At 65.0% G+C, this 12,331-nt stretch carries 10 protein-coding genes; 2 read left to right on the plus strand and 8 right to left on the minus strand.

The features are described from left to right. Positions 1-34: 34 nt before the first annotated feature. The 8 genes from tsaE to EH240_RS28755 form a co-directional block, all read right to left on the minus strand. Positions 35-1,537 carry a tRNA (adenosine(37)-N6)-threonylcarbamoyltransferase complex ATPase subunit type 1 TsaE gene (gene tsaE / locus EH240_RS28715; RefSeq protein WP_125004910.1) on the minus strand — a complete coding sequence of 501 codons (1,503 nt, stop codon included), beginning with the start codon at positions 1,535-1,537 and terminating at the stop codon, positions 35-37. Between the two features lie 6 nt (positions 1,538-1,543). After that, on the minus strand, positions 1,544-4,111 hold the full coding sequence (locus EH240_RS28720) for a sensor histidine kinase (RefSeq protein WP_125004912.1): 2,568 nt from the start codon (positions 4,109-4,111) through the stop codon (positions 1,544-1,546). Positions 4,112-4,298: 187 nt separating this feature from the next. Next, complete coding sequence (ahcY, locus tag EH240_RS28725) at positions 4,299-5,699, minus strand: adenosylhomocysteinase (RefSeq protein WP_125004914.1); 1,401 nt, start codon at positions 5,697-5,699, stop codon at positions 4,299-4,301. A gap of 174 nt (positions 5,700-5,873) precedes the next feature. Beyond that, entirely contained in the window at positions 5,874-6,170 is a 297-nt protein-coding gene (locus tag EH240_RS28730) for an HPr family phosphocarrier protein (RefSeq protein ID WP_125004916.1), read from the minus strand. Next, entirely contained in the window at positions 6,167-6,568 is a 402-nt protein-coding gene (locus tag EH240_RS28735) for a PTS sugar transporter subunit IIA (protein WP_125004918.1), read from the minus strand. Before EH240_RS28735 ends, EH240_RS28730 begins: the two co-directional genes overlap by 4 nt. A gap of 164 nt (positions 6,569-6,732) precedes the next feature. Beyond that, positions 6,733-7,194 (minus strand): HPr kinase/phosphorylase, encoded by a 462-nt coding sequence (locus tag EH240_RS28745; RefSeq protein WP_125004922.1) that lies wholly within the window; start codon positions 7,192-7,194, stop codon positions 6,733-6,735. A gap of 21 nt (positions 7,195-7,215) precedes the next feature. After that, positions 7,216-9,000, minus strand: a complete 1,785-nt coding sequence (locus EH240_RS28750) for a sensor histidine kinase (RefSeq protein ID WP_125004924.1) — start codon at positions 8,998-9,000, stop codon at positions 7,216-7,218. A gap of 77 nt (positions 9,001-9,077) precedes the next feature. Continuing rightward, on the minus strand, positions 9,078-9,779 hold the full coding sequence (locus EH240_RS28755) for a response regulator transcription factor (protein ID WP_006201274.1): 702 nt from the start codon (positions 9,777-9,779) through the stop codon (positions 9,078-9,080). A 342-nt stretch (positions 9,780-10,121) separates the two neighbouring features. On the opposite strand from EH240_RS28755, the gene EH240_RS28760 reads away from it, so the two are divergent. Together EH240_RS28760 and arfB are read left to right on the plus strand one after the other, a co-directional pair. After that, on the plus strand, positions 10,122-11,732 hold the full coding sequence (locus EH240_RS28760) for a phosphoenolpyruvate carboxykinase (RefSeq protein ID WP_125004926.1): 1,611 nt from the start codon (positions 10,122-10,124) through the stop codon (positions 11,730-11,732). Positions 11,733-11,813: 81 nt separating this feature from the next. Then, a complete protein-coding gene (gene arfB / locus EH240_RS28765) occupies positions 11,814-12,251 on the plus strand; it encodes an alternative ribosome rescue aminoacyl-tRNA hydrolase ArfB (protein WP_125004928.1) in 438 nt (145 codons plus the stop codon). Positions 12,252-12,331 lie beyond the last annotated feature (80 nt).

Here is a 12,331-nt window from a genome sequence, read left to right on the forward strand (position 1 = left end):
AGCTTTAGGCCCAGATCGTTCACCTTCAAGTCGGTCATTCCTCCAGCAGGCCATGGGCGACATAGAAGTCGTGTAACCCGGAGAGCGCCGGATGCGCCAGCGCTCTTCTCAGATAGTCGCGGATGCGCGGCAGGTGTTTCAGATAGTAAGGCTTGCCGTCGCGCTTTTCGAGCCGCACGAAAATGCCGAGGATCTTCGAATTGCGCTGCGCCGCCATGATCGCATAGGCCTCGGCGAAACCCGCTTCGTCGAAGGCGCCGGCAGCGCGGCGGGCCGCGACGTAGGCTGCGACGGTGCGCTGCTCGATCTCGGGCGAGACGGTGACGCGCGCGTCCATGGCCAGCGAGGCGACATCGTAAGCCGCCGGCCCGATCAGTGCGTCCTGCACATCGACGATGCCGAGCCGGTCGAGGCCGGATCGATCTGCGCGCCAGATGATGTTGGGCGAATGGAAGTCGCGCAGCATCAGTGTGTATTCGCTGCCCGCGAGCCGGTCGAGCAAGGCACTCCATTCCTTGTGGTAGCCGGCTCGCAATGCATCGCTCGCCGGCTTGCCCGTAATCCACGGCACATACCAGTCGACCAGAAGGTCTGCCTCGATCAGCATGGCGTCGCGGTCGAAGGGCGGCACGTCGTGGAACACGCCCGGCGCGGCCTCCATGCGGTCGGGCCACGCCTTGCCGTGCATCATGGCGAGCAGTTCCGCCGCCGCTTCATAGCGTTCGGCGATGGGCTGGCCGTCGCTGCCGAGAAAACCCTCCGAGCCGAGATGCTCGAGCAGCAAGAAGCCCTGGTCGAGGTCTTGCGCGTGGATCGCCGGTACGCTGACGCCGGCGGCAAGCAGCGCCCGGTCGATGGCGACGAAGGCGGTGACGGACTGGGCCGTGTGGGCGATCACCGCATAGGGCTTGCCGTCGCGCACCGGCGGACCGAGCACGAGGCGCGGCGAATTCATCAGCACCCGCGGCGCCTGGCCGGGTAGCGAGACGATCTCGTAGGAGCGCGCGGAAGCATCGCCGACGAAATGACGGCGGCCCGCCTCACCCCATCCGGCAGAGGCCAGGAAATCGCGCATGGCCAGCGATCGCGCCGCCCGTTCGAACGTTGCTCCCTGCCCGGAGATCCTTGCCGACCGGCCCGCGCCCTGCTCGGCAAGCTCGACCTGGAGCGCATTGTCCGGCAGACGGTCCCCGGCCCGTTCCGGCCATTCGATGAGCGCGGCACCCTGCGCCAGCGCATCGTCGAGCCCGAGCTCGTCGAGTTCGTCCGGCGAGGAAAGGCGGTAGAGGTCGAAATGGTGCACTGGCACCCGCGTCTCGTAGCTCTGCACCAGCGTGAAGGTCGGGCTCGGCACTTCGAGGCCGGCGTCGTCGGCGAGCGCCCGGATCAGGGCACGGGCCAGCGTCGACTTCCCGGCGCCGAGATCACCCTTCAGCGCGATCGCGTCGCCGGCGCGCAGCGCCATGGCAAGGTCCTCGCCAAGCCTTGCCGTCGCCGCCTCGTCGGCGAGAAAACGTTCCAATACCGTCTCTGCCAAAGTGCGTTACTCGGCCGCTTCGCGGATGCCGCCGGAGGGCGTGTCGGGGAAGGTGCAGATGACCGTCGTGCCCTTATCCGTGCCGGTCTCGATGCGCACCGTTCCGCCATGCAGCTCGACGAAGCTCTTGACGATCGACAGCCCCAGCCCCGCGCCGCGCCGGCGGCCGCCATTGGCGCGCGGCTCGAAGCGGCGGAAGACCGATTCCAGAACGTCCGGCGGCATGCCGGGCCCGTCGTCGTGGACGGAGAATTCAACCCCTTTCGCGAGCTGACGGCAAATGAGCGTGATCGTGCTCGCCTCCGGCGCATAGTTCGCGGCATTGCTCAAGAGATTGTAGAGGATCTGGCGGACACGGATCTCGTCGCCGTGGAAGCTCTTTGGCGCCGCCGCCGCGTCTATTCTGAGCTTGATCGAGTGCTCCTCGAGCCGGTCGGCGACCAGCTCGGCGGCCGCGGCGATGGTCCTGTCGACGCTCATCTCAGAAATGTCGAGCTGCATGATGCCGGCATCGACCGTCGCCAGGTCCAGTATGTCGTTGACGATGGTGAGCAGCACCGAGGACGACGAGCCGACATGCTCGACATATTCGCGCTGCTTTGGCGTCAGCGGTCCCGTCGTCGGTAGCGACAGAAGCTCGGTGAAGCCGATGATGTTGGTCAGCGGCGAGCGCAGTTCGTAGGAGACGTGCTGCACGAACTCGTTCTTCAACTGGTCGGACTTCTCCAGCGCCTCGTTCCTGTCCTTCAGCGCCCGCTCGACATTGACGGTGTCGGTGACGTCGACGAAGGTCATCATCACTTGCCCGTTGGGCAGATGGATGACGGCATAGCTCAGCACCGTGCCGTTGACGAGCTCGGTCTGGCCGTGACGGTCGCGGCGTTCGTCGTCGAAGCCGGTGATGGCGGCGACGAAGCCGCTCCACGGACTGTCGGTCGCGCGCCGGTTGCAAAGGTCGCGGATCGCCGAGACATGCACGTTCGGCTTGATCGCGTCCGGCGTCAGCCCCCACAGCGCGATGAAGGCGGGGTTGGACAGGCGAAGCCGTCCGTCCGGTCCGAACACCGCCACGCCCTCCGCCAGATTGTCCAGCGTCTCGCCCTGCACGCGCACGGCGGTCTGGTAGCGGCTTTCGAGGTCCATCTTCTCGGTCAGGTTCTCGAACACCCAGGTGACACCGCCTTTGGGCTGCGGGTTGGCCACCACGCGGATCGTCTTGCCGTCAGGCAGGTGCCACCAATGCTCCTGCGATTCGACGGCGCGATAGGCGCCGAGCAGGTTCTCCTTCCAGCGCCGCCATTCCGGCTGCTCGGCGATCTTGCCTTCGCTGCGCAGCCGGTCGAGCAGCAGCGCATTGGAGGGGGCGCTGTGCAGGAAGCTGCTGTCCAGGCCCCACAGCTTCTGGAATGCCTGGTTGAAGAAGCGCAGGTTTTCGTCCGTGTCGAAGATCGCCACGGCCGTGTTGAGCTGGTCGAGCGTGTCGGCATGGCTGCGCACGGTGCGCTCATACTCGGCGCGGATCGTCTCGATGGCGCTGACGTCGCAGGCAAGTCCCGCCGAGCTGTCGGCGCCGGCGAAGTCGGTGACCGAAAACATCCGGCGATCGCCCTCGATCACCGTCGACAATGTCTGCTCGAAGACGGGGCGCGACTTGTGCTGCGCGGCGATCTGCTCGCGCGCCTGCCCGCCGAGGAACTCTTTGGCCTCGCGCACGGCGGCTTCCGCGCTTTCCGCCTCCACAGCCTCGGCGTAGGCCCGGTTGACCCATTTCAGCCGCCCGTCTGCCGCGCGCAGCCATGTCGGCATCTTCAGCGCGTCGAGCAGGCCGAGCATGGTGTCGTAGTCGGCGCTGAGCCGCTGGTTCTCGATCTTCAGCCGGGCCTGGCTGCGCAGCGTTTCCGACAGCGAGATGAAGCGGACCAGCACATGCGCGGCACTTTTGCGGCCATGCACCTCGAGCGGCATGCCCGCCTGGGTTTCTATGACGAGGTCGAACGCCTTCGCCTGGTCACGCAGGGCAGCTATGGCGTTCTCGAGCGCCGCGGCGGAACGCGGCATCAGCCAGCGGCCAAAGGCGAGGAAGGCGGACCTCTCGTCCGGCGCGCCGCTTTCGAGCGGCAGGCTACCGATCAGCTCCGGCTTCTTGCTCTCGGAACTCCACACCACGACACGCTGGTCGCGCAGATTGAGCAGCGCCTCCGAGCGCTGCAGGGCCGCGTTCACGTCGGCGATGCGCGCCCTGAGCTGGACATTTTGCGCCGCCGTCCGTGCCCGCTCGCGGATCAGGAAGATGGCCGAGACAAGTGCTGCCCCCATGACGCCGGCGAACATGGCGAGCTGCATCACCTCGACCGTGTTGACCGCCGGGGCCGCCTTCTGCGCGATGCCGGTTTCGGCACGCGCCGCAAGGTCAAGCAACGGGCCGGCAAGCGCGGCGCTGGCAAGAAGCGTTCCGAGGCGGGCGCCGGCGCGCGACGTGAAACCGCCGCCCCTGGCGGCGGAGCCGGTCGTGATCGAATCCTCGTGGCCGCCGGAAACGGCCTTTCCCGCGCGTGGCGGGTTATCCCCCGGCATGTCTTGGTCCTTTTCGCCGCTTGAATGCAAGACCGCCCTGAATGCGTCGCGGCCCTTATATTCCCGGACCGCGAATCACAACAATAACGCCTGCCGGAATCGGCGTGAAGAATCATAGGCGCAAAAAAAGAAGCCGGGCGGAAGTCAACGCCCGGCTTTCAATATATTGTAGATATTTTCGCTTTGGTTAATAGCGGTAGTGTTCCGGTTTGAACGGGCCCTGCGGCGTCACGCCGATATAGGCCGCCTGCTCGGAAGACAGCTCGGTGAGGCGCGCGCCGAGCTTGTCGAGATGCAGCCGCGCCACCTTCTCGTCGAGGTGCTTGGGCAGCACATAGACCTGGTTCTGGTACTGGCCGTGCTTGGTGAAGAGCTCGATCTGCGCCAGTACCTGGTTGGTGAACGAGGCCGACATGACGAAGCTCGGATGACCGGTGGCGTTGCCGAGGTTGAGCAGGCGGCCCTCGGACAGAAGGATCATCCGTTTGCCGTCCGGGAAGGTGATCAGGTCCACCTGCGGCTTGACGTTAGTCCATTTCAGGTTGCGCAAAGCCGCCACCTGGATCTCGTTGTCGAAGTGGCCGATGTTGCCGACGATCACCATGTCCTTCATCGCCCGCATATGGTCGAGCGTCACGACGTCCTTGTTGCCGGTGGTGGTGATGACGATGTCGGCGGTCGGTGCCGCGTCTTCCAGCGTGACCACCTCGTAGCCGTCCATCGCCGCCTGCAGCGCGCAGATCGGGTCGACCTCAGTCACCTTGACGCGGGCGCCGGCGCCGCGCAGCGAGGCCGACGAGCCCTTGCCGACATCGCCGTAGCCGCAGACCACGGCGACCTTGCCGGCCATCATCGTGTCGGTGCCGCGGCGGATGCCGTCGACCAGCGATTCCTTGCAGCCGTATTTGTTGTCGAACTTCGACTTGGTGACGGAGTCGTTGACGTTGATCGCCGGGAAGGGCAGCAGGCCCTTCTTCTGCAGCTGGTAGAGCCGGTTGACACCGGTGGTCGTTTCCTCGGTGACGCCGCGGATCGCTTCCCTCTGCTTGGTGAAGAAGCCGGGCGAAGCCTTCATGCGCTTCTTGATCTGCGCGAACAGGATCTCTTCTTCCTCGCTGCCGGGATTGGACAGCACGTCCTCCCCGGCCTCGGCGCGGGCGCCGAGCAGGATGTACATGGTGGCGTCGCCGCCATCGTCGAGGATCATGTTGGAGGTGCCGCCGTCGGCCCACTGGAAGATCCTGTCGGTGTAGTTCCAATAGTCCTCCAGCGTCTCGCCCTTGATGGCGAACACCGGGATGCCCGCCTCGGCGATCGCCGCCGCGGCATGATCCTGGGTCGAGAAGATGTTGCAGGAGGCCCAGCGGATATCGGCGCCCAGCGCCTTCAGAGTCTCGATCAGCACCGCCGTCTGGATCGTCATGTGCAGCGAGCCGGTGATGCGCGCGCCCTTGAGCGGCTTCTTGTCGCCGAACTCCTCGCGGCAGGCCATCAGGCCCGGCATTTCGGTTTCGGCGATCTCGATCTCCTTGCGGCCCCAGCCGGCAAGCGAGATGTCGGCGACCACATAGTCCTTGCTACCCGTCATGGCAGTGCTCCGGTGTGATTGTCTTCTCAAAGCGCTCCGGCGCCGGGGACGGCGCATGGAGGGCGCGAATTGCCGGCCTGACTAGCAGATCGGCCGCCAAACGACAATGGGATATAAAGAAATCTTTATTCGTGCATGTCTTTCGAGACGATATGCGTGCCCGATCGCGGCCCTTCAGATTTCCTCGCCGAAGCGCGAGGCCACCAGCTGCTCCAGCGCGTCCATCGCCGGGGCGGCTTGCGGACCGGTGGCGGTGACGCGGATCGAATAGCCGGGGCTTGCCGCCAGCATCATCAGGCCCATGATCGACGTGCCGCCGACCTTCACGCCGTCCTTCTCGACATGGATGGTGGCGTCGAAGCCGCTGGCGACCTGGACGAACTTGGCCGAGGCGCGGGCATGCAGGCCGCGCTGGTTGACGATCGGGAACTCCCGCACCACCTCGTCCCTCTCCGGCGCATGAGCGTTCATTTGCTGCTCAGGAGCTGGCTGGCGACGTTGATGTATTTGCGCCCTGCTGCCTGCGCCTCGTCGAGCGCGGCGGCCATGTTGTCGCCCTTGCGGACCGAGGAGAGCTTGATCAGCATCGGCAGGTTCATGCCGGCAATCACCTCGGTGCGGCCGGATTCCATGACAGAGATCGCGAGGTTGGAAGGCGTGCCGCCGAACATGTCGGTGAGCACGATGACGCCGGCCCCGGTGTCGACGCGCGCCACCGCGTCGACGATGTCGGCCCGGCGCTTCTCCATGTCGTCGTCGGCGCCGATCGCGACCGTTTCGAAACTGTCCTGTGGCCCCACTACATGTTCTACGGCATGCCGGAACTCGGTGGCGAGTTGACCGTGCGTCACGAGCACGAGTCCGATCATTCTTTGGTGGCTCCCGTCATCGCCGCTTTACAGGCGTATCTTATGTTCGCCGGCCATTCCAGGCGGCGGGAGCGCTATCTTGTCGACGCACGGCCGGTTGACAAGCCCAAAATTGCGACGGCTTGGGCCATTTTGACGCATTGCAACAAAAAATCCGGACCGGATCATGAAAAAGGCAGGATCGACAGCCGAGCCATCACGGCCGGCAAGGCCGTGACGGCATTGCGCTCGGCAAGATCGATGCGCGGCACGGGACAGCCCGCGACCGGCTCGCGGATATCTTCCTGAAAACGGGCCATCTCCTCCTTCGGCACCAGCCGCACATGGAGGTCGATCACCCCGCCCGGTTCGAACGGCAGTGGGCGCGGAATGAAGCCCGGCACTTCGGCGAGACCGGCGATAGTGGCCGGCGCCCGGCAGACAAGTCGTCCGTGATGCGTGGCGGCAAGCAGCCTGTCGTCGCTGATCAGCCGCGAAAACAGCCCGCGGATCCGGCAATGGTCGATGAGCGTCAGCGCCAGCGTCGTCTTGCCGGCGCCGGACGGCCCGGTGATGAGGACGCCGCGGTCGCCGATGAGGATCGCCGTTGCGTGGATATTTTCAGGCTTCAACGTGGGGTCGGGCATGATCGTGTCTTGCTCCGGAGATCAGCCTTCTGCCGGCAGCGTCACGACGAAGCGCGCGCCCTTGATCTCGCCCGGCTTGGTGCCGGGGATGTTTTCCGCCGTCAGCGTGCCGCCATGCGCCTCGACGATTTGGCGGCTGATCGACAGGCCAAGGCCGGAATTCTGGCCAAAGGCCTCGCCGGCGGGCCGGTCGGTGTAGAAGCGCTCGAAAATGCGGTCGATCTTTTCGGCCCTGATGCCCGGACCGTTGTCGTCGACGGTGACGATGTTGAACTTTCCGGCGTGCGCCAGCGAGATGGTGATATGGCCGTGCCCCTCGGGAACGAAGGAGCGGGCGTTCTCGATCAGATTGGTGATGACCTGGCCGATCCTGAGGTCGTGGCCGACAACAACATAGCCTTTGACGCCTTGCGGCAGCTTGGCGACCTTGAGCTCGATCTCGACCGCCTTCTTGTTGCGGGTGGTCTCGCGCGAGACCGCGATGAGGTCGGTGATGAACTTCTTCAGATCGACCGTCGAGGCATCCTCGCGCGCCAATTCGGCGTCGAGGCGCGACGCGTCGGAAATGTCGGTGATCAGCCGGTCGAGCCGCTTCACGTCGTGCTGGATGATCTCCATCAGCCGCGCGCGCGAGGTGTCGTTCTTGGCCAGCGGCAGCGTTTCGACCGCGCTGCGCAGCGAGGTCAGCGGGTTCTTGAGCTCATGCGAGACGTCGGCGGCGAAGCTTTCGATCGCCTCGATGCGCGCATAGAGCGCGTTGGTCATGTCGCGCACCGCGATCGACAGATTGCCGATCTCGTCCTGACGGTCGGAGAAGTCCGGGATCTCCTCGCGGTTCTTGACGCCACGCCGCACCCGGACCGCGGCGGCGGAAAGCCGCCGCAGCGGATTGGCGATGGTGGAGGCCAAGAGCAGCGACAGGATGGCCGTGACGAGCGCCGCGATGCCGAACACGCGCAGGATCGCCTTGCGCTCCGCAGCGACGATCTTGTCGATGTCGCCGCCTTCGGTGGACAGCATCAGCACCCCGAGCACGGCGCGGAAGCGCTGGATCGGCACTGCCACGGAGACGATCTGCTCGCCCTGCTCGCTCACCCGCACGATGGTCGAGGGGCTGCCGGTCAGCGCCTTGACCACTTCGGGGAAGGCCGCGCCGTTGCCGCCGGGCTGCTCGTGATAGACCGGCAGGTCCTTGTTGCGGAAGAAGTCGAAGACGAATTTCTCGACGCGCTCCAGGAGGCCCGGCTGCTCGTCATCGACCGGCGGCAGGTCGTAGCGCAGGATCTGGCCGCGCGAATAGAGATGCCGCGAATCGAGCAGGAGATTCGCGTCGCGGTCATAGATGCGCGCGCGTGTGCGGGTCGGCGAGATCAGCCTTCTCAGCACCGGCGCCACACGCTCGGGATTGATCGGGAAGTCGAGATTGTCGAGCTGGTCGGAGCCCGGCCCCAGGCTTTCGCCGGCCTGCAGCTCGAGCAGCTTTTCCGGATCGATGCTGATCGAATCGGTCTCGACCGTCGCCGAAGCCGCGATGGCGCCGGCGATGATCTCGCCTTGCGTCATCAAACTTTCGACGCGGGCGTCGATCAGCCCGTCACGGAAGGTGTTGAGGTAAAGGATGCCGGTGACCAGCACGGCAAGGCCGGCCAGGTTGAGGAACAGGATGCGCCGCGTCAGGCTGGAGAAAATGTGGTGGCCGAGAAACCGGCGCATCGGCACGGTGATCTTCGACAGGAATGCGGGCACCATCCGCGATGGGCGCCTCGCCGCGCCCGCCCGCCTGCCTCGCTCTATCTCAACTGCCATCGAATAGCAGCTCCCGGCCTGTTCCTATGCATGTCGTTGCCTAAAACCGCTGCACGCTTTGGGCAACATCCATCAGCTCATGCTTCGCGGAACCGGTACCCGACTCCGTAAAGGGTTTCGATCATCTCGAAGTCGTCATCGACGGCCTTGAACTTCTTGCGCAGCCGCTTGATGTGGCTGTCGATGGTGCGGTCGTCGACATAGACCTGTTCATCATAGGCCGAATCCATCAGCGCATCACGGCTTTTTACCACACCGGGGCGCTGCGCCAGCGAATGCAGGATCAGGAACTCCGTCACCGTCAGCGTCACCGGTTCGCCTTTCCAGGTGCAGGTGTGCCGCTCCTGGTCCATCACCAGTTGGCCGCGTTCGAGCGAGCGTGCCTGCTGGCTGGGCGCTTTGGCGGCCGCCTCGCGGGCGCTGGTGCGGCGCAGCACCGCGCGCACCCGCTCGACCAGGAGACGCTGCGAGAACGGTTTGCGGATGAAGTCGTCGGCGCCCATCTTGAGGCCGAACAATTCGTCGATCTCATCGTCCTTCGAGGTCAGGAAGATCACCGGCAGGTCGGATTTCTGCCGCATGCGGCGCAACAACTCCATGCCGTCCATGCGCGGCATCTTGATGTCGAGGATGGCGAGGTTCGGCGGCCGCGCCGCCAGGCCTTCCAGCGCCGACGCGCCATCGGTGTAGGTCTCGACGCGGTAGCCCTCGGATTCGAGCGCGATCGACACCGAAGTCAAAATATTGCGGTCGTCGTCGACAAGCGCGATTGTTGCCATTTCAAGCGGCTCCCTCATGAGCTGTCCCCTTCTTTCGTCGAGAAAGGGCTTTTGCAGGACAAATTGGGTACAAAATGTGGCACGGGCCCTGTCCGAAGTCACGGGCGGTCTGCCGCTACACACGATCGCACCCGTAACGGGATTGGACGAACAATGCCTGCCAATCCTTTGGGCAACTTCTATGACTTTTTGCACATATAAACGATTTAAACAACTTTCAAATTTTTTAAATCGATTAATGATTTGATATCATTTGGCTTTTCTGGTTCTGAACTTTATCGGCCCGCTTGCGGGCTCCGGACCCCATCGGTCGAATGCGGCCAAATCCAGAGAGGAAATTTGATGTCGGAAGCCGGCAAACGCAACCCCGACTGCGCTGTTGACGCGATCGGCCTGAAGACCACGGGCACGGTGCGTTACAATTTCGGCGCCGCCGAGCTCTATGAGGAAGCGATCCGCCGCGGCGAAGCGAAATTGACGGCGCAGGGCGCGCTGGTTGCCGAGACCGGCCAGCACACCGGCCGCTCGCCGAAGGACAAGTTCGTCGTGCGCGACGACAACACCGGGCCGCATGTCTGGTGGGACAACAACAAGGCCATCTCGCCGGCGCAGTTCGAGGCGCTCCATGCCGATTTCCGCGCCCACGCGGTCGGCAAGGATCTCTATGTGCAGGACCTCGTCGGCGGCGCCGACACCGAGTTCCAGTTGCCTGTTCGGGTCGTCACCGAATTCGCCTGGCATTCGCTGTTCATCCGCAATCTTCTGATCCGACCGCAAGCCTCGGAGCTCGAGCGCTTCGTGCCGGAGATGACGATCATCGACCTGCCGTCGTTCCGCGCCGACCCGGTTCGCCACGGCACCCGCGCTGAGACGGTGATCGCGGTCGATCTGAGCCGCAAGATCGTGCTGATCGGCGGCACCTCCTATGCCGGCGAGATGAAGAAGTCGGTGTTCACCATGCTGAATTACCTGTTGCCGGACAAGGGCGTAATGCCGATGCATTGCTCGGCCAATGAGGGACCCGCCGGCGATGCGGCCGTCTTCTTCGGCCTGTCCGGAACCGGCAAGACGACGCTGTCGGCCGATCCGTCGCGCACGCTGATCGGCGACGACGAGCACGGCTGGGGCCCGCGCGGCATCTTCAACTTCGAAGGCGGCTGCTACGCCAAGACCATCAGGCTGTCGGCCGAGGCGGAGCCGGAGATATTCGCCACCACGCAGCGCTTCGGCACGGTGCTGGAGAATGTGGTTCTGGACGCCGGCCGCATGCCGGATTTCGATGACGGCGGCCTCACCGAGAACACACGCTGCGCCTATCCGCTGGATTACATCCCCAATGCCTCAAGGACCGGTCGCGCCGGCCATCCGAACAACATCATCATGCTGACCGCCGATGCCTTCGGCGTCATGCCGCCGATCGCCAGGCTGACGCCGGCGCAGGCCATGTACCACTTCCTGTCGGGGTATACCGCCAAGGTTGCCGGCACGGAAAAGGGCGTCACCGAGCCTGAGGCGACGTTCTCGACCTGCTTCGGCGCGCCCTTCATGCCGCGCCATCCTTCCGAATACGGCAACCTGCTGCGCGAGCTGATCGCCGGCCACGGCGTCGATTGCTGGCTGGTCAACACCGGCTGGACCGGGGGCGCCTACGGCACCGGCCGCCGCATGCCGATCAAGGTGACGCGCGCCCTGCTCGGCGCGGCGCTCGACGGCTCGCTCAATGCCGCCGAATTCCGCACCGACGCCAATTTCGGCTTCGAGGTGCCGGTGGCGGTTCCGGGCATCGACGGCGCCATTCTCGATCCACGCTCGACCTGGGCGGACAAGGCCGCCTACGACCGGCAGGCTTCGAGGCTGGTCAGCATGTTCGCCGTCAATTTCGAGAAGTTCGAGCAGCATGTCGACGCCGCCGTGCTTGGTGCCGCCCCGCATCTGCAGGAAGCGGCCGAATAGTCGCTCTGTGGCATTCTTCCTAAAGGGCCCGGCTTCTGGCGGGCCTTTTCTTTTTACCGCCGCCGCGCCATGACTGCGCGCATGAGCGCCGACGACAGGATCATCATCGCCAACGACGCGGTCATCCATCCGGATGACCTGCATGAGGATTTCATCCGCTCCTCCGGGCCGGGCGGCCAGAACGTCAACAAGGTGGCGACGGCCGTGCAGCTGCGCTTCGACGCCGCAAACGCGTCCGGCCTGTCCGATCGCGTGCGGGAACGCGTCGTCAAGCTTGCCGGCCAGCGCGCCACCAAGGATGGCGTCATCGTCATCGAGGCCGGCCGCTTCCGCACCCAGGAGCAGAACCGCGCCGACGCGCGGGCGCGGCTGACGGCGCTGGTCGCCAAGGCGGCTGAGCCGCCGCCGCCGCCGCGCAAGAAGACGAAGCCCTCGAAGGGTGCCGTCGAGCGGCGCCTCAAGACCAAGGCCGGGCGCTCGACGGTGAAGAAGCTGCGCGGCCGGGTAGAGAACGATTAAGCATCGGGCGGCGGCCGCTTTCGGGTCGCGGAGCCGTCCTGTCGGTGGCATGCTCGGACGAATTGATCGGATCGAATCCC

It is taken from the genome of Mesorhizobium tamadayense (assembly GCF_003863365.1).
GTDB lineage: Bacteria > Pseudomonadota > Alphaproteobacteria > Rhizobiales > Rhizobiaceae > Mesorhizobium > Mesorhizobium tamadayense.